We start from the raw sequence: 26633 nt of genomic DNA, 5'->3' as shown, positions 1-26633 counted from the left end.
GCAGAATGTTCCGCACGCTGGCCCGACTGATCAGTGATCCCGAACTCGACGATCTCAGCGCGCTGCCCAACGCCGAGGCCGTCTTCGCCCTCCACCCCCACCAGTTGAGCCGATGGCTGGAACAGATGTGGGCGGGCGGCGGGATGGCCCGGTGGCCCGGCCAGGGCTTCCAGGATCTGGCGCTCGGCGACGACCAGGTCGTCGAACGGCTGCAAGTGCCCGCCGGCCTGGTGGACGGGACGCTCCAGTCGGGTATCCGCCCGCCCAGCCCGGTCCCCCTGCCCCCCGGGTATGTGGAGGCGCCTCCCGGCCACAGCGCGCTGGGCGTGGACATCGTCCCGCTGCCGTGGGACCACCTCATTTACGCCTACCTGGTCGAGAGCACGGGCATCGTGGAAGTGCTGCGAGAGGTGGTGCGGCTCTATCTGTCCGGTGAGAGGCTCGGCCCGCCTCAGGTGGGCACCCTGGCCTGGGCCCTGACCACCGAGCGGCTGTTCTTCAGCGGCAGCCCGCTGCTCCCGGCCGGCGGCGCCGCCAGCCTGCTCCGGCCCGACGGGGATGTCGAACGGCGCCGCGCATACTGGCGGATGTTCGGCCGTGACCTGCCGCACCAGCACCGTGCCGGCGGTGACCACCTGTGGAAGCGTGACGCCGGGCCGACCATCAACACCGAGTTCGTCCCCTTGATGAGCGAACTGCTCCAACAGGTCTGGCGCGGCATCGAGAACGACCGGAACACGGCAGGCGCCAACCCCACCGACGGGACACGGATCGCCCAGCTGTGCCAGAGCCTCGGTGAGGTGCTGCGGATGCGCCGCCGGGGCGGGATGACCTCGGCCGAGGAGTTCTGGGCTGTGGCCATGCTGAGCTGGTTCCACCTGTCAGTGGAATCGGACACCACAGTGGTCTCGGACCTGAGCGCCAGGGCCGGAAGCGGCGGCAACGCCGCCGACCGGCTGTCGGCGATCGCCGGCCGGGTCGGCATGGCCGTGCCCGGCATCGCCCGGTCGCTGTTCGAGCTGGCCGACGCGCTGTCCCCGGTCGTGTGGTTCATCGAGCTGGGGTTCTTCGACGACCTGAGCACCGCCGAGCTGCTCTACCGCAGCCGCGGGATGCCGTCGGCGGTGGTCGCCGACCAGATGGGCCGGATCGTCAACCTCTGGCAGGACGCGTTCGGCGACCCGATCAAGTCCCTCGCCGTCTCTGCCCGGTCCAGCGCCGTCCCCTCCGCCCGGCCGGCCACGGCCCCACCCTCATCCTCAGGCCTTCCCGTTCCGTCCGCCAACGGGGCCGGCCCGGTCGGCGTCCGGTGAGGTGGGTGTCATGAGCAGTGCCGATTTCCAGATATTCGCCGCCGACCCCCGCGAGGCGGCCGACCCGTCGAGCTACCAAACCGATCCGGGCATCGTCACACCTGCGGCCGGGCCCACCGAGTACGAGTCGGAGTGGAACGAGAGCGCCGTCTACGCGCCGGAGGCCGCGTACTCGGAGGCAGCGGTGTACTCCGAGGCCGGGACGTCTCCGCAGGTGGAGCAGGAGCACGAGGCGGAAGGGCCCGAGACCGCCGAGTGGGAGCTCTTCTCGCAGTTCGCAGCTGCGTCCGCCGCGGGCGCGTTCCCGTCCGGGCTGGTTTTGGCGACGACGACCGGCGCGATCGGCAAGGATGAGGAGCACTGGGACCCGTCCGGCGTCAACCTGCCGCTGTACCGGACCGGCCCCGAGGTCCACGCGCAGAAGCTGTCGGCGAACTTCACGGTGGGTGAGCTGATCCGCAGCGGTCAGCACCGGGCCGACCCGGCCCGGATCTCGGTGGAATTGGTGCGCGCGCTCCAGGCGATCCGGGACCGGCTCGGCCTCCCCATCGGGATCAGTTCGGGCTACCGGTCATGGGCGTACAACGTCGCCCTCTACAAGTCGCGGAACCAGACCCCCACACAGAGCAGGCACTGCAGCGGTCAGGCCGCGGACATCTCCGCACCGGGAAAGACCGGGATGGACCTCGCCAAGCTGGCGATCGAGACGCTCGGCGACGGGATCGGCGTCGGCATCGCCGACGGTTACGCGCACGTGGACGTCCGCGGCTCCTGGTCCCGGTGGACCTACTACACAGGGACGAAGGACACCGCCGCCAAGGCGGAGATCGACGCCTTCCTCGCGAAGTGGAGGGCGTCAGGCGGACGCCCCTCCTCCGGTCACGGCACGCCCGCAACCGGCGGCTCATGGGTGCCCAGACCACAAGGCCCGCCGGCAGCCGTTCCCTCCACGGCATCCGGCAAGCCGCAGCCGCGCACTACCTCCTTCCTCAACACCGCATGGGCCCGGTACGCGTGCGTGGACAAGGACATGGTCGATCTGCAGGTTCTGAGCACCCGGACCCCCGTCAACCCATTGACCGTCGACGCGTGGACGGCGCTCGCGCAGGCCCTCCGCAGCACCGGCTACGAGGCCAAGGGCACCTGGTCCTACACCTGCCGCCTGATCGCGAACTCCACGCAACGATCCCTGCATTCGTTCGGAATCGCCCTCGACATCGACCCGTCCGAGAACCCGCACCTGATGAACACTGTCGGACCGGTACGTTTCTCCGCCGCCCCGACCCGGGCTGGGCGCAGCGCGGACGTCGCCGCCGGACGCGCCGACACCGTGTTCACCCCGCAGCAGATCGCCGCTGTCGAGGCGATCCGCACCGTGGACGGGCTCAGGGTCTTCGCCTGGGGCGGCCGGTGGACCAGTTCGCACGACTCGATGCACTTCCAGATCGACCTGACACCAGACGAACTGAGCCGCGGAATCGCTCCGCCGACGCGGTGAGATAGGGATCGGTATGTTCGATTGGCTCGTACCATCGCTGATAGCGATCGCAGGAATCGCGATCGGCCTCCAACAATACGCCGCGCGAGGGCGACAACAGTTGCTGATCGACTTGCAAGGCGAGAACGCCGCTGCCGCTGCCGCCGTAGCGATGAAAGTGCAGGCCGGCCAATTCCCGAAGGGGCGCAACCGGCGCTCGACGCGACGCCGTCGACAGCTCTTCGAGGCGCTGTGCCTGGCCACCGTGTTCACGAGGTCGGGGCGATCGAGATCGTTGATCTACACCGCGCTCGTCCACGCGGGCCGGACGGACGCACATCGCAGGGCCGACAGCTACCGCCAGGAGATCAAGGAGATCGTCGATCAAACCTCGGTGACCGTGAGCAGGAATTGGGCCTACACCGACCTGAGCAGGGCTCGGAGGCGGCTGTACATGTTGCGCGCGGCGCTCGGCCTGGACGGCGACCTCAGGATTCGACTCGACGAATCCGAACTTGTTACACGCGTGCGGTCACCCAGCGGGAAGCCTGACGCGCAACCCGCTGAACGCCCGCCAGGTTCGTACCCGGAACTCGGCGACAACAGGTTCTCCTGGGACGCCCTTGAAGAAGTCGTACGACAACTGGGAAGCCTGGTCATCGTGGGCCCGCAAGACGACGCGACAGGTGCCATCATCGCCCTTGACTATCACCGATATGCTCGTCCGATCAGCGAGACCCAAAGACGCGAAGAACTACAGCTGACCGACATCGGTGCGCAGGTGGTGCTGGCCAAGTACGGGCCTCAGCGTTCGCGGTCCGCCGTCGAGCCGACAGCCGCCCACGAGAGCCTGGCAGATCGACTCGCAACCGTCGTTGAACTTCATCCGGAATATCAGAAGGCCGATGCCATGGCCGCGGTTCCCGGCAGCTACAGCGTTCGCCTTGCCAACGCCGTGGCAAACAGGACGAACAAGTCTCTCGTCAAGATGATCGAGATCCAAGCGGATCGACCTGGAGATCCACCTCAACTCACCGTGGAAGAGCCCTCGACCGCAGAGGGGAAGCGGATCATTCTCATCGATGACGTCTACCGGTCCGGCGCGAAGTTGCGGGCAGCGTCCACAGCGTTGCGAAATGCGCGAGCGCGGCAGATCCTCGGCCTCACGGCGACATGCACCATCAGCGCATCGGAACCGCCGTGCGCACACAAGGCTCCTCGGACCACCAAGAGCACCTAAAGATCGTACGAACCAGATGAACTAGCGGACATCCGCCAATTCACCCACGACGGGGCCCGGCGCATCGACCTGAACCGGGACCGGGCCCGTGCCCTGGCCGACGCCGTCATCAGGGCGATAATCCTCCGACCAAGTGAGCCAACGAACAAGTGACATGGGGCGACACTCTCATCCACAGTCCCGGATGCCTTGATTCCGGCTGGGCCGGTCGGGGCCACTCCCTGGCCGCCGGGACGCATTGCACCGACGATGAAGGGATGGCGACGACCTTCGTAGGGCGCTCGGCCGAGCTTGATCGGTTGGGTGAGGTCTGCCGGCAAGTTCGGTCCGGTGCACCGCGCCTCGTGCTGGTCGCCGGAGTGGCCGGTGTCGGCAAGACGACCTTGGTACGGCGGTTTCTGGCCGACCACCCGGAGGTGTCCACGCTCAGTGCCAGCGGGGACGAGAACGAGATGGGGCTTCCGTACGGTGTCCTGGCGCAACTCACCGGGGAAACGTGTCCGGCCGACCATGACTCGATCACCGCGGGTGCCGGGTTGCTGGAATTGCTGGGGCGGCTCCAGGACGGCGGACCGATCGCGGTCGTGCTCGACGATGTGCAGTGGGCCGACCTACCGTCACTGAAGGCGGTGACCTTCGCGCTTCGTCGCCTGCGCGCGGATCGGGTCCTGGCGATCGTGATCGTGCGGGAGATCGCGGATGCCGTGCTCCCGACCGGGCTGCACAAACTGCTTGACGATGGGCGCACGGCCCACCTGCGGCTCGGTGGGCTCCGCGCCGCCGATCTGCGGCTTTTCGGGCGGCTGCGCGGTGGTCCGGCGCTGAGCGGCGCGGCGGCGGATCGGCTGTGGTCGTTCACCGATGGCAATCCCCTGCATGCTCGGGAGCTGATGAGGAGCCTGCCGGCCGACGCCCTGAACGATCTCGTCCGCCCGCTTCCGGCTCCGCGCGAGTATGCCTCGCTGATCCCGGCGAGGTTCGCCGCGTGCGGACCGGCGACCCGCGACTTCGTGGGCGCGACCAGCGTGCTCCCCGCGCCGTGCCGGGTCGACCAGATCGGTGCGCTTTGCGATGTGGAGCCGCTGGCGGCTCTCGATGAAGCGGCGGAGGCGGGTTTGCTCGAGGAAAGGGTCAGCGGATTCGGCATGTGCGCCGCGTTCCCGCATCCGTTGATCCAGGCGGCCATCTACCAGGGGCTGGGGGTTGCCATCCGGCACCGGCTGCATCTTCGGGCCGCCGAACTGGCGACGAGTGATGTTGAACGACTGCATCATCGGGTGCGCGCCGCGGTGGGGCCGGCCCCTGGGCTCGCGGCAGAGTTGGCCGCCTTCGCAGAGGAGGAACAGCGCACCGGCCTGTGGTCCAGCGCCGGTACGCACCTGGTGCAGGCCTCTCGTCTCGTCCGCGATGGGGCGCGGCGCTCCCGGCTCGCCGGTGAGGCGGTGGGCACGCTGGCTCATGCGGGCCGGGTTCAGGAGGCGACCGAACTGGCACGACGGCTGCCCGGCGATTGCCCGCACGAGGTCCGCTGTTTCGCGTACGGGATACTGGCCCAGATCGCAGGCCGGAGTCGCGAGGCGACCCAGCTGCTGGTCGAGGCGTGGAACCGGACCGACGCCGCGGCCGAGCCGACGCTTGCCGTCCGCACGGCCGAGCAACTCGCCATGCTGACGATGATGGGCTCCGACCCGGAGGAGGCCACCGTTTGGGCCGAACGTGCGCTCACCGGTCCCGTCTCCGGATTCGACACCGGAATCGTCCGCGGCGTGCAGATCCTGGCTCTGGCCGCCATGGGATTCCCGGACAAGGCCCTGGAGAGCACGGAGCACCTCCCGTACCCGGCTGCGGAAAGCGCGGCGGACCGTGATCTGCTGGTCGGCCGAGGCACCGTCCGAGCCTGGACCGGCGACCTGGCCGGAGCGGTCTCCGACCTGACCGCCCTGCTCCGAAACCCCGAACAGCTCTCAGCGTTCCAACGCGTGGTCGCGCACGCTCACGTGGGCAACGCGCTGCACCTGCTGGGTCGCTGGGACGACGCGCTCGTCCACGGCGAGATCTCCACCGTGCTCGCCGAGGAGGGAGACCAGGTCTGGATGGCCGGTGGAGCGCGGGCGCTGGCCGCCCTCGTTCCCGCCAAGCGTGGGGACTGGGATGCCGCCGAAAATCATGTCGCCGAGGGGTGGCGGATGGCCGGGGAGATCCTCGCCTCCAGGTTCTTCGTCGCCGTCGCCGAAGCGTGGCTGGCGACCTCGCGGGGCGACCCGGAGCGTGTGGGGCGTGTTCTCCTTCCGCTGCTGGAGCTGGAGGGGCGAGGCGGTATCGACGAGCCGGGCCTGTTGGACTGGCGCGACCTGCTCAGCGATGCCCAGATCGCGGTGGGGGAATTAGGCCGGGCTGAAGCCGTGCTGGAGCCGTTCGAGCAGTCGGCGCTGGCGCGCGGAAACCCCATGTCGCTGGTGCGGGCGCTGAGGGCAAAGGCCAATGTGCTGGCCGCGCGCGAGGACTTCGCCGCCGCGATGGATGCCTTCGAAGGCGGTCGCCGCCATGCCCGCCGTTCGGACGTCCCGTTCGACAATGCGCGGCTCGATCTGGATTACGGATGTTTCTTGCGGCGTCACGGTTCGCGCAACGAGGCCGCGGAACGGCTGAAGGACGCCCACACGGTCTTCAGTGCTCTTCACGCCCGCCCGTATCTGGAACGATGCGGACGTGAGCTGGCCGCGTGCGGCGAGGCAACAGGCGGCACACGCCGCCGATGGAACCTGACCGCACGGGAACTCGCGGTGACGAGGCTCGTCGCCACCGGGAAGAGCAACCAGCAGGTGGCCAGGGAGCTGTTGCTCAGCGTCAAGACGGTCGAATATCACCTCGGCCATGTCTTCGCCAAGCTGGGCGTCACCAACCGCGCCGAGCTCACCGCCCGCGTCACTGCCGAGGAGTTGCCGTAATCGGCTGTGGTGAGGGTTTTCCCCGGGCTCCTCCCCGAGGTGCGCGGCCCGGTACGCGGCGATCATGTGTGGCGGAGCCGGAAACAGGGGAGGCCGCATGCGCTTTGTTCTGGACCTGTATCCGGGTCCCGACGGTATCCACGGCCAGGTGACCCTGGAAGACCGGAATTCCGCCGAGTCCTTCAGCGGCTGGCTGGAACTGATCCGCCTCCTCGAGCCGCCCCCGGCCCAAGGGGAGAGCCGCCCCGAACCGCCGCGTGACCTCGTCGAGCCGGTACGTCAGCTCGTCGAGGCGGAGAACCACCGCGACCGGAACACAGCTGATCGGGTCCTGTCGGAGTCCTGCGTGGGAGTCACGCGCGCCGGAGGAATCGAGCAGACCCGGGAGGAGTTCTTGGACGAGCTCGCCTCGCCACGTGATCTGCGGCTGCACCGGGAGCTCGACGTGGTCGGCGCATGGAGCCGCCGGTATCCGATCTTCGGTGTCGTGCGCAGCATCGTCACCACCCGCGATCGATCGCGGATCGATCACGCGGTGAAAGGACGGTTCCGCAACCTCCATGTTCTCGTCCTCGAAGACGAGCGCTGGCGCTGCCTGGCCTGGCAGGTGACGAGGCTCGCACCATGACCGCGCCCACTACGTGCTGCCCGCCCCTGTCCCGATCCTGGTCGAGGCCGGCTCGGCCCTAGGGGCATCCCCGGGCCGCACCCTGAGGCCCCGGACACCGCATCGGGCTAGCGTCCGTAACGGGCTTCCCGGGAGGCACCGAGCGATACGTCCCGGCAAGGCCCGAATCCGAACTGGACGACTTTGGGAGGCAGCGACATGCCCCCGCAGGAAAGACCGGCTCCACCCCAGCCGGCTCCACCCCAGAACGTCCAGGCCACGCCGGACCCGCCGCCTTCCTCCATCACCCTCCCGAAGGGTGGCGGGGCGGTCCGCGGCATCGGAGAGAAGTTCTCCGCCAATCCCGTCACGGGCACCGGAACCGTTTCGGTCCCCATCATGACCAGCCCCGGCCGCTCCGGGTTCGGCCCTTCCCTCGCCCTTGCGTACGATTCCGGCGCCGGGAACGGGATGTGCGGGTTCGGCTGGCACCTGTCGCTGCCCACGATCAGCCGCACGACCGACCGGGGGTTGCCCCGCTACGGGGACGGCGACACGTTCCTGCTCTCCGGCGCCGAGGACCTGGTGCCGATGGACGGGACCGTGCGGCGAGAGGAGGCCGGGCGCGCGTACGAGGTCCGGCGGTACCGGCCCCGGATCGAGACGGCGTTCGCGCGGATCGAACGGTGGATCGACACCGGCTCCGGCGACGTCCACTGGCGTTCGATCACCCGCGACAACGTCACCACCTGGTACGGCCGGACGCCCTTGAGCCGGATCGCCGATCCCACCGACCCGTCCCGCGTGTTCACCTGGCTGATCTGCGAGAGCCGCGACGGTCTCGGCAACGCCGTCGTCTACGGCTACAAGGCCGAGGACGGGGCGGGTGTCGACGAGACGGCCGCGCACGAGTCGAACCGGACCGCGGCGGACCGGGCGGCCACCCGCTACCTGAAGACGATCAGATACGGCAACAGGGTCTCGGCTCTCGTCGAACCGGACCTGTCCCGCACCGGCTGGCACTTCGAGGTCGTCTTCGACTACGGCGAGCACGACGAGTGCGTTCCCAGGCCGGCCGAGTCGCGCCGATGGCCGTGCCGGCCCGACCCGTTCTCGTCCTACCGCTCCGGCTTCGAGGTACGGACCTACCGCCTGCTGCGACGCGTGCTGATGTTCCACCATTTCCCCGGCGAGGACGGCGTCGGGAAGGACTGCCTCGTGCGGTCCACCGATCTGCTGTACCGTGCGCCCGGCGTCAGCCCGACCGGCTCGTTCATCGCGTCCGTCCGGCAGACCGGGTACCGGCGGCGCCCTAACGGCGTCCATGGCTACGTGGCCAAGTCCCTGCCGCCGCTCGAATTCACCTACAGCGAGCCTGTCCTCGACCGGCACGTACGGACCCTCGACGCCGAGAGCGCGCGGAACCTTCCGTACGGGGTGGACGGCGCGTCCTACCAGTGGCTCGACCTGAACGGTGAGGGGCTGTCCGGGGTCGTCACCCGGCAGGGCGGCGCCTGGTACTACAAGCCCAACCTCGGCGGCGGACGGCTCGGCCCCATGAACGTCCTGCCGGCCATTCCCGCGACGGCCACGCCCCAGGCACAGCGATTCCTCGACCTTGCCGGCGACGGCGAGCCGGACCTCGTGGATCTGGGGGGCGCCGTCCCCGGCTTCTACGAGCGCGCCGGCGGGAACGGCTGGGCGGGCTTCCGGCCGTTCCCGTCCACCGCACGGATCGACTGGTCCGCTCCGGGTCTCCGGCTCACCGACCTGACCGGCGACGGCCACGCCGATGTCATGATCGCGACCGACGAGTCCGTCGCCTGGTATCCCTCCCTGGCCGAGGACGGTTTCGGCCCGGCCCGCAGGGTCGCCGCCCCGGTGGACGAGGACGAAGGGCCGCGCCTGGCCGGGGCCGACGCCACCGAGGCGGTCTTCCTGGCCGACATGTCCGGCGACCGGCTTCCCGATCTCGTCCGCGTCCGCAACGGTGAGGTCTGCTACTGGCCGAACCTCGGCCACGGGCGGTTCGACGCCAAGGTGACCATGGACGATTCCCCGTGGCTGGACGAGCCGGACCAGTTCGACCCGCGCCGCCTCCGCCTCCTGGACATCGACGACTCCGGCACCAGCGACATCGTCTACCTCGGACGCGACGGCGCCCGCGTCCACTTCAACCGCAACGGCAACGCCTGGACCGGCCCCCACCGCCTCCCTTGCGCCTTCCCCCTCGCGGACAGCCTGTCGCGCGTCACCACGGTGGACCTGCTCGGCACCGGCACCGGCTGCCTGGTCTGGTCGTCGCCGCTGCCCGGCCCGGCGGGGACGCCACTGCGGTACATCGACCTCATGGGCGGGCGGAAGCCGCACCTGCTGACCGGGGTCCGCAACAACCTCGGCGCCGAGACCCGCGTCTCGTACGCGCCCTCCACCCGCTTCTACCTGACCGACGCCGCATCCGGGCGACCCTGGCGGACCCGACTGCCCTTCCCCGTCCACGTGGTCGAGCAGGTGGAGACGATCGACCATGTCAGTGGCAACCGCCTCGTCACCCGCTACGCCTACCACCACGGCTACTTCGACGGCCCGGAACGCGAGTTCCGGGGCTTCGCCATGGTCGAACAGTGGGACGCCGAGGAGTTCGCCGCCACCGGCGCGGACCCGGTCGTCCACGCTGCCCCCGCACTGACGCGCACCTGGTACCACACCGGCGCCGCCACGGATGGCCAGCGCGTCACCCGGCAGCACGCCCACGAGTACTACTGCGACGATCTGGACCTGGACGACACCGTCCTTCCGACGGCGGCTCGGCGGCCGGGCGGCCCCGTGCCGTGGGAGCTTTCGGCGGCGGAGACCCGCGAGGCGTATCGCGCGCTGAAGGGCTCGGTGCTGAGGCAGGAAGTGTACGGATGCGACGGCGGTGAGGCCGCCGGACGCCCCTACACCGTCACCGAACGCAACTACACGATCGAACTGCTGCAGCCCGCGTCCGGCGCAGGCACACACGCCGTTTTCCACGTCCACCCGCGCGAGACCCTGACCGCCCATTACGAACGCGCCCGTTACCCGTCCGGTGGCCGGATGCGCGACGACCCCAGAATCGGGCACGAGCTGGTGCTCTCCGTGGACGACTTCGGCAACGTGCTCACCCAGGCGTCCATCGGGTACGGGCGGCGAATCCCCGACCCGGACCTGGACGCCCGTCAACGCGCCGAACAGCACCGCACCCACGTGACCCTCACAGAGAACAGCCATACCAACGCGGTCGAGGAGCCGGACGACTACCGGGCTCCGAGTCCGTCCGAGACCCGCGTGTACGAACTGCGCGGCCTGCCCCTCGATGGACGGTTCACCTTCGACGACCTCGCATCACAGATCGCCGCCTGCACCGCGACGCTTCCCTATCAGGAATGGGACCGGACACCCCCAGGACCGTCCCGGCGACTCATCGACCACCAGCGGACCGTCTACCGCCGCGACGACCTCACCGGCCCGCTCCCACCCGGCGTACTGGAACCCCTCGGCCTGCCGGACGAGACCTACCGGCTCGCCCTGCCCGACGGCCTCACCGCCGCGCTGCACGGCGACCGGATCACCGCCGCCGACCTGCGTGCGGCCGGATACGTCCACCACGACGGCGGCTGGTGGTCTCCAAGCGGGCGCGTGCTCTACTCCCCCGCCCAGAACGGCGACGACGAGTCCTACGCCCGACGCCACTTCTTCCTCCCCCAACGCTTCAGCGACCCGTTCGGCGCCGTCAGCACCGTCGCCCATGACCGCTACGACCTGCTCCCCCAGCAGACCCGCGACCCGCTCGGCAACCTCGTCACCGCCGGCGAGCACGACAGTGACGGCACCGTGACGGTCACCGGAATCGACTACCGGCTCATGCGGCCCCGGCTCGTCATGGACACCAACCGCAACCGCACGGAGGTCGCCTCCGACGCGCTCGGCCTCGTCACCGGCACCGCCGTGATGGGCAAGCCCGGCGAGCACGCAGGCGACACCCTCACCGGCTTCGACCCCGACGCCGACGGCACCGCGTCCCCGCGCGACATGCTCGCAGCCGCGACGACCCGCCTCGTCCACGACCTGTTCGCCTACCTGCGTACGCGGGACGAGCCGCAGCCGAGTCCCGCGAGCGTCACCGCGCTGTCCCGCGAATCCCACGCCGACGAGCACACCCGCATCCAGATCGGCCGCACCTACTCTGATGGGTTCGGGCGGGAAATCCAGCGGAAGGCGCAGGCGGAACCCGGGCCTGTCGCCGAGGGGGGCCCGGACGTCACCGAACGCTGGGCCGGCACCGGATGGACCGTCTACAACAACAAGGGCAAGGCCGTCCGCCAGTACGAGCCGTTCTTCAGCGCGACCCCGGGGTACGAGCCGGACGCCGTCGCGGGTGTGGGCTCGATCCTCTGCTACGACCCTGTCGAACGCGTCGTGGCGACTCTGCATCCCGACGCGACATGGGAGAAGGTCGTCTTCGATCCCTGGTCCCAGACTGCCTGGGATGTCAACGACACCGTCCTGGACGATCCGCGCGAAGACCCGGACGTCGGCGGCCTCCTGCGTCCCCACCTGGGTCCGGGCTGGCGAAGCTGGCACTCCCACCGCGACGACGGCTCCCTCGGCCCCGAGCAGCGCGACGCCGCCCGCAAGGCCGCAGCGCACGCGCGCGCCCCTGCCCGCGTCTGGCTCGACTCCCTCGGCCGGACGTTCCTCAGCGCCGCGCACAACCGCACCGGCGACACCGACGAGACGTACCTGACCCGCACCGTCCTCGACATCGAGGGCAACGCGCGCGCGGTCGTCGACGCGCTCGGCCGGACCATCACGCGCGATGACCATGACATGCTCGCCACAGCCGTCCGGCGGGCCAGCATGGACGCGGGCGAGCGGCTCATCCTGTCGGACGTCACGGGCAAGCCGGTGCTCACCTGGAACGACCGCGGCATGCGGTTCCGCACCGAATATGACGCGCTGCGCCGCCCGACCCGCGTGTTCGTTCATCACGAAGGCCGGGAATCGTTGCGCGAACGTACCGTGTACGGCGAGGCCGCCCCCGGCGCCATTCGCCTGAACCTGCGCGGCCGCGTCTGGAAGACCTACGACGGTGCCGGCGTCGCGACCAATGTCGCATTCGACTTCAAAGGGAACCTACTGCGTTCCCGCCGCCACCTCCCGCAGGACCACACCACCGTCCCGGACTGGTCCCAACCGGTCGTCCTGGAACGCCGCCACTACACCGGCGACACCCGCTACGACGCGCTGAACCGCCCGGCGGCCCTGACCTCCCCGGACGGCAGCGTCGTCCTGCCCCTCTACAACGAGGCCAGCCTCATCGAACGCGTCGAGGCCAGACTTTGCGGCGCGTCCACCGCGACCACCTTCATCGCCGACCTCGACTACAACGCGCGCGGCCAGCGCACCCTCTGCGTCTATGGCAACGGGACCCGAACGACGTTCACGTACGAACCGCTGACCTTCCGCCTGGCCTCCCTGCGGACCGTCCGCGGAAACGAGGCTCTCCAGGACCTCCGCTACACCTACGACCCGTCCGGCAACGTCACCCACATCACCGACGCCGCCCAGCAGACCGTCTTCTTCCGCAACCAGCGCGTCGACCCCAGCGCCGAGTACCTCTACGACGCCCTCTACCGCCTGATCAAGGCCACCGGACGCGAGCACCAGGGCCAGACCGAGGCGCTCCGCATCGGCCTGCCCCACCCAGGCGACGGCAATGCCATGGCCCGCCACACCGAGCGCTACGCCTATGACCCTGTAGGCAACATCCTGGAACTGACGCACCGCCCTGCGGACCCCGCCGTCCCGGGCTGGACCCGCGCCTACCGCTACACCGACCCGAGCCGCCTCAACCCGGCGCACACCGGCAACCGGCTCACCTCCACCCAGGTCGGCACCGGCCCGAGCGGAAGCTACGCGCACGACCAGCACGGCAACCTGACAGCCATGCCGGGGCTGCCCACCATGCGCTGGAACCACAAGGACGAGTTGGCCGCCACCTCCCGTACCCCGGACGGCCCTCTCACCCATTACTTCTACGACGCCTCCGGGCAGCGCGTACGCAAGGCCACCGACCACGCCGTCTCCGGCGGCCGCAGGTCCGAACGCCTCTACCTCGGCGCGTTCGAGATCCACCGCGAGTACGACCACGCCGGGAACGTCACCCTGGAACGCGAGACGCTTCACGTCCTCGCGGGCCAGCAGTTGGTCGCCCTCGTCGAGACCAGGACGTCCGGCCACGACCGCGGAGCCGCCCGCCTCGCCCGCTACCAGCTTCCCGACCACCTCGGCTCAGCCTTCCTCGAACTCGACGCCGCCGCCCAGATCATCACTCGCGAAGAGTTCCACCCCTACGGCACGACGTCCTACCAGGCCGTCCGCTCAGGCACCGAAACCCCAAAGCGTTACCGCTACACCGGCAAGGAACACGACCCCGAAAACGGTCTCTCCTACCACGGCGCCCGCTACTACGCCCCCCACCAAACCCGCTGGACCGCCCCCGACCCGGTCCAGAGCCCCGAAAGGGCGAATCTTTATGCATACGCAGATACCAATCCCGTTAGATTCATCGACTCATCCGGGAACGAGCCGGTCGCGCCTCCCCTTGAAGAGGAAACCCAGCAATCTCGCCCGGAGGTTTCAACGTCGCCGCCCATGACCACGCGTCAATCCGTCGGCGAGCCGGGATTTTGGGAGAGTCTCATACCTATCTGGGGTTCCGGACGAGAATCAGTGAATCATTTCCAGCAAGGCAACTACGTCCGAGGAACGCTCTGGGGGCTTCTCGCCATCAGCGATGTCTTTCTCGTGAAGTCGCTTGTCATGGGTGTTGGGAAGCTGGTGGTTCGCGGCGGCGCGCGCCTCCTCGCCAAGGAAGCCGTAGCGGTCACGGCCAAGGCAGCACCGCATGCCGCGGCCGAGGCGGCACCCCTGGTCGCGGCCGAGGCGTCCGCGGCCGCCGCACGAGAGTATGCGGCGAAGGCATCACCCGAAGCGTGGCGGACACTCCCCGGATTGCCCCGGACTCAACTGCTCGCGGCCGAGGGTTGGTTCGTGAAACGGCCCCTGCCCGAGTCCGGCAGCCTGATGAAGAGCTGGGCAACGGCGGCACTCGAGGCGCAAGAGCAGGGGTTGAAGAAACTGGGTGATCTCGCGGTACCGCACTTCGTCAGCGAGGGCATGATCTTTACCAAGGACGCCGGTAAGGCCATGACAACCTCTGGTTGGTTCACCCAAAAATTCTGGTCGGGCTTTGGCCGCGGCACCTACCGCATGGGGACACTTCTCAACGATATCCGCCCGCGCAACATGTCTGTCGGCGGCCTGTTGTTCGACCCAGCGCTCGATCCCCTGAGCAAGGGAATATTGGGCTGGGGCGCCAACTATGCCGCCAAGGCTCCCATCGAGGCGACCGCCCATAAAGACGAGTTCACACGAACCGCCCCGTCCGCATCCCGACAACCAGTCCCAGCGGCCCCGTAGCCAGACACCCGGAGGAGTCATGTCGTTGTTCATTGTTCTGCGGTTGCGGCCGGTGGAGCCGGTGGGGCCGGTGGAGTTCCAGGAGTATCTGGAGGGGCTGACGATCACGGCGGTCGATCGGCGGCTGGCGGCGGCGCGGGAGGACGAGGAGGTGCGACTGGGGTCGGCGACCTACCGGCCGCCGCTTCCGGATTGGGAGCCCAATCCGCTGACAACGATCGTCCAGCACGTAGTGCCGAGAGGCCTCCCGCCGGTGCCGGTGCCGTTCTCGGTGGCCACCGCGGTGATCGAGGTGACCGGGCAGCGGGCCGAGTTCGGGAATAGCGACGTCCGACTGGAGTTCAGCAGGGCGGACGGGCAGTTCGTGCGGCACGAGGTGTACTACAACGTGCCGAGCGTGGAACTGGCGGACGCGCCGACGCCGGGCGAGTACCGGAGGCTGGAGCCGACCAGCCTGTACCTGGCGCTGCCCGCGCCCCCACCGGAGGACGCGGACCCCGGCATGTACATCGAACTGCCGCCGGATGGGACGCCACCTCCGTTCGACCGGCTGCGGACGGCGGTGGAGGCGGTGCTGACCGCCGAGCCGGCCCCGGACGGGCTGGCCGGGCTGACCGCTCGGCAGGCGCGGCATGTGGCGAACGAGATCATCGCGAACCAGCGGTTCCGGCCGCTGCCCACGCCGGAGGGCGCGGCGCACGACCAGCAGATCGCCAAGCTCGAGGAGATGTACACCGGACGCAAAGCGGCCGAGGACGACCAGGACCGCAGCCAGTTCGAGGGGACGCTGCTGTCCTACTACGCGACCGCCGACGCGGACGCGGAACGGCTGACGGGGTATGTCTTCGCGCTGTCGGCGGCGGTCAGGGCGGAGGATCTGAGCGGGAAGGCTCGGCAGGCGGGGCTGCTCTTCCCGGTGCTGCCCGGACCGGCGGCGACGGGGACGCGGTTCCAGCAGATCCGGGTCGTCCTCGACGACGTGGCGCGGGACGCGGTGGTGAACGCGGACTTCACCGTGCCGGCGGCGTACTTCTACGCGCTGGGGGCGGTGCTCTCACCGTCGATCGACGGGGTCCAGCGGTACGCGCTGGCCACCTACGAAGAGGAGGCGCGGCTGCTCGTCGCGCTGAACGCGGCGGCGGAGGCACGGGTGATCGACCCGGTGACCATCGAGCTGTCCGACAGGGCCGATCCGGACGACCCTCAGCCCTTGAAAGTGGGGATCCCGCAGGCGGTGCGGCGGCTGCGCGCCCTGGGGGCGGTGCAGGGGACGGCACCGCACGCGGACCTGGACGACGCGGCGTCGATCCGGGACGCTGTGCGGGCGTGGCTCCGGTTCGAGGGCGGGGACATCAGTGCGTTCTGGCAACGCCAGGAGCTTGCGGAGGAGCACCTCGACCTGGTGTTGCTCGCACTGACCGATGGGCACGTGGTCGAGGGCGGCACGCCGCTGAGCCAGGCGATCAAGGACGAGCTGGGCGTGGACTCCGCGCCGGAACTGGCGGCGAAGACGCCGGTGGACTGGCAGGGCTTCTTCCGTGACGACGCGGGCCAGGTGCTGACGTCGCGACTGCCCGCGTTCACGAGGCCGGGCGAGCCGGACGAACGGGTCGCCGCGTTCGTTCAGCACGTCCAGCGGTTCTTCGCCGCCGAACCTGCGGGGGCGCGGAATCCCGGCGGGACGGAGCCGGCGCGCCGCCGCTGTTCGGGTCGGTGGAGGACGACCGGCTCCTGGCGTTCGGAACGGCCTACGGCGCCGACCTCGACTTCGCTCAGCCGCTCGACGAGGGCAGGATGGCGCAGGCGCTGGGGGTGGTGTTCCCTGACGATCCGGTGGCCCGGGCATGGCTGGAGCAGGCCGTTCAGACGATCAACGAGCTGTCCATGCTGGCCGTGGACGTGCCGGAAGAGCTGCGCTTCTCGGTGCTGGAGGCCCTGTACGCACGGGGGTTCACCAGCAAGGCGCAGGTCACGGCTCTCTCGCTGGAGGAGTTCCGCGCTGCGGTGGCGGGCAGCGCGGCGTACGAGCACGCCGAGACCGTCCATGGACGGGCGGAGCGGAAAGAGGACGAAGAGGAGCAGGAGACGAGCTTCCGCCCCGTGAACGACGGACACCTTGCCGACTGCGTGCCCCCGCCTCACCTCGACCGGCTCGGCGAGTTCGCGTATCTCAAGGACCTGCTGCGGCTGTCCACAGCGGCCACGTGCGAGACGCCGACGCCGGAGGACGGCGAGCGGCGTTCCCTCGGTCGGCTGGTGGAGGGGCGGCGCGGCCCGCTGGGGTCGTTGCGGGTAACGCGGGCGAACCAGCAGACGCCAATACCGATGGCCGACCTCGTGAACGAGTCGCTGGAGCGGGCGGCCCGGGACCCGGGAGCGTTCGCGGGCGGCGCCGTCCGCGACACCTCCGACGGCGCGGACGCCGCGGCGGTGCGGGCGGTCCCAGAGCACTCGACGCCGGCGTCCGGGGACGGTTACGCCGCGCTGCGGACCACCTTCACCGCACCGGAGCTGCCCTACGACCAGCCGGTGGACGTGAACCGCTCCTATCTGCGGCACCTGCGGACGAGCCGGTTCGAGACGATGCGGAACTTCCGCCGCGACATCACCGAACTCGTCCTCGATCCGGCGGCCGAGCCGGACGGATTCCAGCGGCATCTGTGGCGTTACCCGGTGCGGACCGACATCGCACGCGAGTACCTGGGCATCACCGCGCGAGAGTACGACCTGCTCTACACCCGCGACGCCGGTCTCGAACCGCAGGACGGCCGGCTGACGGTCCGGGAGTTGTTCGGCTTCGCGTCGGAGATGGTCGGGGAGCAGCACTGGACCGACATCGTTCTGCAGGTGCCGGAGTTCCTGCGGCGCACCGGCCTTGACTATTGCGAGCTGCGGGAGCTGTCCGAGTGCCGGTACGTCCCGTTCGGGAAGACCGGCGGGTTCCCCGAGTGCGAGGCGTGCGATCTGACCGGCGACCGCATCGAGCTCGAGGACGACGACCGGACCGCTGCGCTGCGGCGGCTGGCCGTGTTCATCCGTCTGTGGCGGACGCTGCGGTCGAGTCGAGGTGGCGGGCACGGTTTCCCGGTCCTGCGCGATATCTGCGAGGTGTTGGGGCTCTTCGACGAGAACGGGAACATCGCCCCTGGGTTTGTCCGGCAGCTCGCCGCGCTCCAGATGCTGCTGGACGACTTCGGCCCACCCCTCACCGATGGGACGGCGGCCGGCGAGAACGCGACGGGCGCCGCCCGCACCCACCTGCTCGCGTTGTGGGCCGGTCCCGGCACGCCGCGGTGGGAGTGGGCCCGCGACCGGCTCATTGAGGCCGTGCAGCGGTACGCGACCCATCGTCACCGTTGCGACGTCCGGCCGAGCGGATTCACCAAACTGCTGGCCGAGAACCTGGACGCCTTGTCCGTCCTGGCCGGGTTCGACCCCGGCGCGGACGGCGACACCTGGCACGCGCGCCCGGCGCACACGCTGCGGTTCGCCGAGGTGCTGGCGAAGGTGTACGCGTCCGACTTCGGGGTCGGCGAGGTCCTGTACCTGTTCGACGACGCCCACCTCGACGGCGAGGACCCGTTCCCGCTGCAGCCCGGCAACGAGGCGCTCGACTCGCCGCTCGGCCTGCCGGACGACGACCGGGAGTTCTCGCTGTGGCGGCTGCGGCTCGCCCTCCGTGACGCCGAGGTGGCCGACGGCGAGGTCCGGCGCTGGACGTGGCCCCGGATCGAGTCGGCGATGCGCGACCGGTTCGGCCTGCAGGCACAGCCGGGTGCGGAGGATCCGTTGCGGGCCGTCGGCGAGCACTGTTTCCCGTCAGTGCTGGAGGCGGCGGGGCACACCGTTCCGCCGCAGCGGCGGCAGTACCGGACGGACCTGGGCGACACCGCGCCGCGCATGTGGAACACGCCGCACGCGGGTCCGTTCCGATACGACACGGGCGCCAAGCAGTTGTGGTCACAGCTGCCGCTGTCCGACGAGGCGGTCATCGAAAAGCTCTGTCGCCTCCGCCGGCTGAACGATGACGAACAGGCGGCCGTGAAGCGGCTGTACTTCATGCCGCGGGCCGACCTGGCCCCGTTGGCGTTCCTGTTCGCCGACTTCACCGAGGCGGAGGAGCGGCTGCTCCAAGAGCCCGACGAGCAGTCCCGCTGGGACTACTTCCAGCGGTCGTTCGCGCTCGCCCACACCCGCTGCGAACTGATCGCCGAACATCTGGCCGGGCACGTCACCGCGTGGACCGGGCGCGAGCGCGCGGGCACCGCGGAGCTGGCCTGGCAGCTGCTCCGGCGGTTGTTCGCGGACGAGAACCGCGGTCTGACACCCTGGGAGGACGACTCGGGCGCCCCGCCGGCCGTCACCTGGCCCGACCAGCCCTCGGGCGGCGCGTTCGCGGCGCTGCTCGGGCTCACCGGCACCGGCGCGCTCGGCGAGCTGCGTCCTGACGGGGGCCCGGCCGGGTGGCGGGAGGTCCGCGGCCGGATGGCCCCGTTCGGGACGGCGCAGAACGCCCGCAACGCGCCCGTGCCGACGATCGTGCCCTCGATGGGGCTCACGTTGACGCACGCTCAGCAGCAGTACGCCGCCGTCCGCAACGGCTTCGCCCTCGCCGACCCGAACGGCGCGGTGCTCGGTGGCGCGCAGGGCTACACCGCGGTTTGGACCGGTGAACTCCTCATCGAGCGCCACGGTGAGTACGAATTCCTGGCGGGCGCTCCCGCAGCGGAGGGCGAACCTCCCGGCCCGGACGCGTTCCCCGTCCGACGCTGGCGGGTCCGGCTGCGCCGCGGTCGCCAGGTGTGGACGCTGCTCAGCCATGCCTGGGCCGGGGAATCCGCGCCGCCCGGCCGTTCGGCACCCGTACGGCTCCGCCAGGGGACGTACCGGGTCACCGTCGAGCTGGCGCAGCCCGCGCCCGCGTTCGCCGGCACGGACGACCTCCATACGATCAGCGGGGGACTGCAGATCGCATACGCGCGGCGCGGCGACGACGGGCGGAACGACGGCGAGCGGCCGGTCACGATCCCGGTCGCCCAGCTGTTCCGCGACCGCAAGGACGGGACGCTGGCCGACGGTCTCGACAACGTAGAGAACACGCCGCAGCGGTTCCTGACCCTGCGCTACACCTCCACCCTGCGCGACATCCGCCGCACCTACCAGCGCGCGTTCAAGGCGATGCTGTTCGTCCACCGGTTCGGGCTGTCCGCCGAGCCGGAGTCGGACGACGGCCAGTCCGAGATCGGCCACCTGCTCGCCCACGCATCGGACTTCGCCGGACGGTCGTACCACCGCGATGACAGGGGATTCGGCGTCCATCACGCCCACCTCGACTTCAACCTGCTGCCCGTGGACGACAACTACCACCGGCCCACCCCCGACCAGGATCTGCGAGCCGCCCCGTCGGTGCGGCGCCGGACGGCGATGTTCGACTGGTGGGAGCGGATCTTCGACTACACGATGATGCGCGAGTCCGCCCGCACCGCACCGGAACGTCCCGTCTGGCTGTTGTTCCACGAGGCGGCCGAGAACCACCCCGACGACCCCGCCCAGCTCGTCTGGTACCTCGGCGTCGGCATCGACCACCACGGTCTGGTCACGCGCTACTTCGCGGACGCCGCGGTGACCACGGACGACCTGGTGGACGAGCGCTGGCCGCTGCGCGTGTGGCGGGCGGACGCGTGGGTTCGGGCGCTGCGCCGGAACCTGTCGGAGCGCGACATCCGGGAGGCCCGCCCCGACCTGTGGGCCGCCGATGACCCCGGCGCCGTCCCCGCGGACGGCGGCGAGCCGGGTGACGCCAACCTCATGGGCTACGTGCGGGACGGCTGCCTCGGCAGCGGGGAGCCGCGCCGGTACGCCGATCTCCGGTCGCTCAACGACGGGCTGCGCGAGCGGGGCCGGCATGCTCTGCTCGCCTACCTCTGCGGCATGGACCGCCTGCCCCTGCCGCAGGGCGGGCAAGCCGGGAATGCGGCGGACCTCACCGACCTGCTCCTGCTGGACGTCGAGGCAGGGTACGCCGAGAGCCGCACCCGCGTCGCCGAGGCGATCGGCGCCGTCCAGACGTTCGTGCAGCGCGCCCGGCTCGGGCTGGAACCCGGCTGGCAGGTGCCGCCCGCGTTCGTCCAGCTCTGGGACCGGCGGTTCGCCAGCCACCGCGTATGGGCGGCCGACCAACGCCGCACCCTCTATCGCGAGGACTGGATCGACTGGGACGAACTGGAGGAGGCCCGCGACAGTGAGGCGTTCCGGCTCCTGGAGAACGGGCTGCGCCGGTCCGCGGTGGCCATACCTGCCGGCGGCGGTCAGGTGTACCTGCCGGGCGAGCGTCCGGACAACGGGCTCACGCTGATGCAGGACGAGCCGTCCCGGCTGCGCCGGCTGTCCGGCCTCCAGGGCTTCACGCTCGGCGGCACGCCGGAACTGCACGCCCGCCCGTCGTGGCTGGCCACGTCCGAACACCGCAGGCTCTCCGAGAACGGGACGCCCCCGCTGTGGATCCAGGCCGCGGTCAGGCTCGGCAGCCGGTTCGTGCGCGTCGCCGCCGCGGGCCCGCCCCAGGCGTCCGCCCGGTTCACCACACGCCCGGACCGGCGCGCCGCGGCGTGCTGCGCCGAATGCGGAGGCGACCACCCCGCCATGGTGGACGAGTACTACTTCTGGCTCGTCGACGCCCGCCGCTACACCCAGCCGGACGAGGCGCAGAACGCGGCCTGGTCGTGGGACGACCCGCGGATCCTGCCCGGCCTGCTGCGCTGGGATTCCAAGCCCGGCGTCCGGCTCGCCTGGTGCAGGGTGCACAACGGCGAGTTCGGGCAACCGCGATGCTCGGCCGATCTCGTCGCCACGACCGGCGCGCCACCCGGGCTGCTCTTCCACGGAAGGCGCGGCGACTCGCTGACGTTCGAGGTGATGAACGCCGTGCAGCCGGTGCCGGGCCACGACGCGAGCGTTCCGCCCGGATTCCGTTACGACCTGCCCGACGACCAGGCGGCGCCGCTGCCGCCGCTCCCCCACCCCACCGATGACGAGGACGATGGCGGCGGGGACGCCCAAGAGGAGCCCTCGTTCCTCGGACGGCTCGCCGCCTTCCCGTACTTCGCCTATGAAGCGCCGGGCGCGCCGCTGACCCCGCGGCGCCCCTTCGCGCCCGCCGTCGCCATGGCCGGCCACCTGCGCTCACATTGCCGGTTCGAGGCGGCGCTCAGGGCATATGAGACCTCCTTCGCCCCGCTGCGCTCGGACGCGACCTGGTCCCACGACGGCACGGCACCGGCCGAAGACGAGTTCCGGCGGCGCGCTATCACCCTGCACTACCTGGAGACTCTCGTGTCACTGGGCGACGCCGCCCTGCGGGAGGGCACCGCGGAGGCAGCCCAGCGGGCACGGCTCGTGTACGGCACCGCCGCGCGCATCCTCGGCCCCCGGCCCCGCCGCGTCGTCCTGGCGCGAGGACGTATCGCCAAGCCGATGACCGTCGAGGAGTTCGAGCCAGAGCCCGCGAGGCTCAACCCCCGGCTGCTCGGTCTCTACGAAACGACCGCGGACCGGCTCGACCGCGTCCGCCGTGTGCACGCCACGACCTACGCGACGCCGCACCCGACGGGCCCGGACGCCGGACCCGGTACCGCCGACGAGCTGTGCCTGGAGGAGGACGAATGGTGCGCCCAGCCCAGCCCGTACCGCTTCACGATCCTCCTGCAGCGGGCGCAGCAACTCACCGCGGAGGTGCGCGGGCTGGGGGCAGCGCTGCTCTCCGCCCATGAAAAGGGTGACGCCGAATACCTGGCGTCCGTCCGCGCGACGCATGAGCGTGAGCTGCTGAACCTGGCGCTGGACGTACGGAAGCAGCAATGGCGCGAGGCCGACTGGCAGTTCCAGGCGCTCCAGGCCACCAGGGAGATGACCCAGGCCCGCTTCCGCTACTACGTCCAGCTCCTGCAAAGCGGGCTGAACAACCGTGAAGCGCAACACGGCGCGCTGACGAACTCCGCGCTCAGCTTGCGCGCGGGCGGCAGCCTGTCGGAGGGGATCGGCCAGGCGTTCGCGGCGGTCCCCGACCAGTACGTCGGCTTCCCGTCCAACTTCGTCGAACTGCCCATCGGGACGAAGATCTCCCAGTTCTTCGCCGCCATCGCCCGCGTCCACAACACGACCGCGGAGATCGGGACGACGACGGCCGGCCTGCGCGTCACCGAGTCGGGCTGGGAGCGCCGCGCGGACGAGTGGCAGCACCAGAAAGAGGTGCTGGAACTGGAGCTGAAGCAGGTCGCCCGGCAGATCCGGGCCGCCGAGCGCCGCCGCGACATCTCTCTGCGGGAACTGAACCACCAGCGTCGGCAGATCGAGCACTCCGCCGAGATCCACGACTTCCTCCGCGACCGCTTCACCTCATCCGAGCTGTACCTGTGGCTCCAGCAGGAGACGACGGCCCTGCACGCCCAAACCTACGAGCTGGCGCTGCACGCCGCGCGGCAGGCCGAGGCGGCGTTCCGCTACGAACGCGGTCACACCAGGAGGAGCTTCGTACCCCCCGACCCGGCATGGGACGATCTCCACCAGGGGCTGCAGAGCGGAGAACGGCTGGCCCTCGCGCTGCACCAGATGGAGCAGGCCTACAGCGACACCAACGAACGCGAATACGAGCTCACCAAGAGGATCTCGCTGCGCACCCACTTCCCGCTGCAGTTCCTGCGGTTGAAGGCCACGGGCCGCTGCGAGTTCGACATCGCCGAGTGGATGCTCGACCAGGACTTCCCGGGTCACTACCACCGCCTGATCAGCCACGTCGCCGTCACAGCACCATGCGTGACCAGCCCCTACACCGGTGTGCACTGCCGACTGAGCCTGCTCGGCAGCAGCACCCGGGTGAGTCCCGCACTGGCCGAGTCGGCCGCGTGCTGCCCGGACGGCGCGCCCGGCCGCGGCTACCTCGCGGCACCCGGAGACCCCCGCGTCCGGCACCGGTACATCGCCGGCGAGGCGATCGCGACGTCCACCGGTCAGGAGAACGAGACCGGCCTGTTCGAGCTGAACTTCCGCGACGAGCGGCGCCTGCCGTTCGCGTTCGCGGGGGCCGTATCACGGTGGCGGGTCGAACTGCCCCCCGGTGACAACCACTTCGATCTCGGCACGCTGTCCGACTTCGTCCTCACGCTGAACTACACGGCGAGGGAAGGCGGCGAGGCACTGCGGGAGGCGGCAGCCGCCACCGCCGGCCACCACCTGCCGGGCGAGGGCGTGCGCTACTTCGACATCCAGCACGACATGCCGGACGCATGGACACGACTAAGACCAGCGCACGGGGAAAGGCCGCGGGAGCTCCCGGTGGTGCTCAGCCGTGGCATGTTCCCCTTCGTCGCCGGACCGCACGGCGTGCGGGTCAACCGGATCGACCTCTTCGTCGAGGCCGACGATGCGGTGCCCGGCGCGCACCGGCTCATCCGATTCGCCGAGACCGGCGGACAACAACACCGCATCAGGTGTGTCGCGGGAGACGACTGGCCTGGCTTCTTCCATGGGGTCCTGGACGACATCGCCCTCTGGGCCAACCACGGGCGGGCCAGGCGCCCCCAGGGCACCTTCCGGCTCCCGGACGACCTCCATCATCCCGAACGCGTGTTCATGATCTGCTCCTACGAACTCACGCCCCGAGAGCGTCCCGCTCCCGGCCTATCCGGGGACAGACCTCGCCCTGAAGACTGACACTCCCCGCCCGCCGGCGCCCGGAACCGCATCCTTCACCGGCAGGCACGGGTTCCCGGCGCGCATTGAAGCGCCGACGTCGACTTCCTCACCGACCTCGATCTGGACGACCCGGCACTGCACCGGCGCCTGCAGCAGGCGGCCGCCGATGGCGCCCAGAACGGGCCCTTCGACTTCCGCCGCTTCTTCCGCCGCTTCCGCGAACCCCGAACCCCGCACCGCGAGATTCCGTGGCGGCGATCTGGACGACGCATCCAACTGGAAGTGCGAGAAGCCGCGTTCCCAACGCTGACAGACCGTTCACCTCCAAGCAGGCGGTAGCGAGCAATCAACCTAAACCGCCTGCTCGACCCGGCCGGGTTCTGAGTGGACCTTCCTTCTCGGCGCATGCACCACGCTCAGCGTCACCCGCGTGCGCAGCATCCAGGTGCCGGGGCGTCTGGTTGGTACGCAGATCCAGAATCTGATCTTTCCAGTTCACGGGTGGCGGCCAGCACCCAGAATGCGCGCTCGACTCGTGCACGTCCCGGGCCGCATCGCCCTCGGGACAGGTCTGGGTCAGCACCTTCGGGTCGCGCTGCCCGGCGATCAGGGCCTCCAGCATCGCCCGGCCCGAAACACCGAAGATGTCGGAAATGGTGGCCGACAGCTTGATCTGGGTGTCTTCCAGCAGCTTCTCGGCGCGCTGCTTTTCCCGGGTGCGTTCCTGCATCAGCACCCGGCGGTAGCGGCACAGGTCCCGCAGTTCCCCGCCAGGTCGGCGGGATGAACAAGGGGCGCAGCATGCCCCGCTCGGCCAGCTTGCACAACCACACCGCGTCGATCCTGTCCGTCTTCGGACGTCCAGGCACGTCCTTGACCTCGCGGGCGCCCGCCACCAGCACTCAACCTCGTTCCTCCGCAGGTAGAACGGCAGCTTCCAGTACGCCGACGTCGCTTCCATGACGCACCGGGTCACGCCCTGGCACACCAGCCAGGCCCGCAAGCTCAGCAACGCCGAGGTGGTTGCGGCGAACCTGCGCACCTCCTGCCGGCGTCGACCCGGCATACGCTCGTGCGGCACCCGCACACACGCCACTGCGACGCCTTCCCGATATCCAGCGCCGCCACCCGCTCCAGCAGCTCGGCGGCCTGCTCGACACCCTCGTCCATGACGATCGTCCTGTCCCGGCGCGGACGGTGATCGAAACCAGCGGGACTGCCCGCCGGAACCGACAGGGGACATACGATGTGGAATCACGTGCCCAAGGCAACAATGCAGGACCCCGGAAGCGGCTCCCAGCGATCAGACTCCTATACGGGCTCACCGGCGCCAAACATTCCTCGACGTCGGCGAGCAGCACCACACCTGATTTCCACGCCCGAAGGACGTCACCGCCAGGGACATCAGCGACTCCGATATTCGTCAAGCGGCTGCTGGTGGATCGTTGGGCTCAGCGGTCGGCCACGCTTGGGGTCAAGGCTCGTCCGGAAGTGGTAGTAGCCGGTCCATGACCTGTTTGAAGAAGGTGCGGAAGTCATCGAGGTCTGAGGGCAATCTGTGCACGCCCTGCGGATGCCCGGGATGTCGCTCCGGGTCGCTATGGATGACGCCGCTGGTCAGGAAGCCCTCCACCATCCACCTGACCGCCGAGAGGATGTAGTCGATGTCCAGATCCGATGGGGCCGCGTCACGCAAGAGGGCGGCGTACCGGCTGAACTCGGGCAGGAGGAGTTGCCCCTCCATGTCCCCCAGATCGGCGGCCTCCCCGGCCCTGCGCCGCAGCCATAGCTTCAAGATCAGCGGGTTCTGGACATAGGTGTCCAGATAGATGTCAAGGCATGCGGCGAG

At 69.9% G+C, this 26633-nt stretch carries 9 protein-coding genes and 1 pseudogene; 8 read left to right on the top strand and 2 right to left on the bottom strand.

Translation table 11 applies throughout. The annotated features are described in order from the left end of the window. The first annotated feature begins 5 nt into the window (after positions 1–5). From ACGWYJ_RS31950 to ACGWYJ_RS31915, 8 genes are all read left to right on the top strand, one after another. The gene (locus tag ACGWYJ_RS31950; RefSeq protein ID WP_395110163.1) at positions 6–1313 is read left to right on the top strand and encodes a hypothetical protein; all 1308 of its coding nucleotides are present in this window, start codon (positions 6–8) and stop codon (positions 1311–1313) included. A gap of 10 nt (positions 1314–1323) precedes the next feature. Further along, positions 1324–2811, top strand: coding sequence for a D-Ala-D-Ala carboxypeptidase family metallohydrolase (locus ACGWYJ_RS31945; RefSeq protein ID WP_395110162.1), 1488 nt, complete (start codon positions 1324–1326; stop codon positions 2809–2811). 13 nt (positions 2812–2824) lie between these two features. After that, a complete protein-coding gene (locus tag ACGWYJ_RS31940) occupies positions 2825–4030 on the top strand; it encodes a phosphoribosyltransferase (RefSeq protein ID WP_395110161.1) in 1206 nt (401 codons plus the stop codon). A gap of 257 nt (positions 4031–4287) precedes the next feature. After that, positions 4288–6978, top strand: coding sequence for an AAA family ATPase (locus tag ACGWYJ_RS31935; protein ID WP_395110160.1), 2691 nt, complete (start codon positions 4288–4290; stop codon positions 6976–6978). 97 nt (positions 6979–7075) lie between these two features. After that, the gene (locus ACGWYJ_RS31930; protein WP_395110159.1) at positions 7076–7606 is read left to right on the top strand and encodes a nuclear transport factor 2 family protein; all 531 of its coding nucleotides are present in this window, start codon (positions 7076–7078) and stop codon (positions 7604–7606) included. A 198-nt stretch (positions 7607–7804) separates the two neighbouring features. Then, entirely contained in the window at positions 7805–15094 is a 7290-nt protein-coding gene (locus ACGWYJ_RS31925; protein WP_395110158.1) for a SpvB/TcaC N-terminal domain-containing protein, read from the top strand. A 19-nt stretch (positions 15095–15113) separates the two neighbouring features. Continuing rightward, positions 15114–17198: a hypothetical protein gene (locus tag ACGWYJ_RS31920; RefSeq protein WP_395110157.1), complete on the top strand. Its 2085-nt coding sequence runs from the start codon at positions 15114–15116 to the stop codon at positions 17196–17198. A gap of 221 nt (positions 17199–17419) precedes the next feature. Beyond that, on the top strand, positions 17420–24802 hold the full coding sequence (locus tag ACGWYJ_RS31915; RefSeq protein WP_395110179.1) for a neuraminidase-like domain-containing protein: 7383 nt from the start codon (positions 17420–17422) through the stop codon (positions 24800–24802). A gap of 328 nt (positions 24803–25130) precedes the next feature. Here the strand turns inward: ACGWYJ_RS31915 and ACGWYJ_RS31910 are convergent, their stop codons facing one another. Further along, a complete protein-coding gene (locus tag ACGWYJ_RS31910; RefSeq protein ID WP_395110156.1) occupies positions 25131–25514 on the bottom strand; it encodes a hypothetical protein in 384 nt (127 codons plus the stop codon). A gap of 744 nt (positions 25515–26258) precedes the next feature. Further along, positions 26259–26633: pseudogene (locus tag ACGWYJ_RS31905) on the bottom strand (hypothetical protein); the annotation flags it as partial.

It is taken from the genome of Actinomadura sp. SCN-SB (assembly GCF_043906805.1).
Classification (GTDB): domain Bacteria; phylum Actinomycetota; class Actinomycetes; order Streptosporangiales; family Streptosporangiaceae; genus Spirillospora.
The sequence above is the reverse complement of the archived record's forward strand: the minus strand, read 5'-3'. Positions and strand labels throughout refer to the sequence as shown.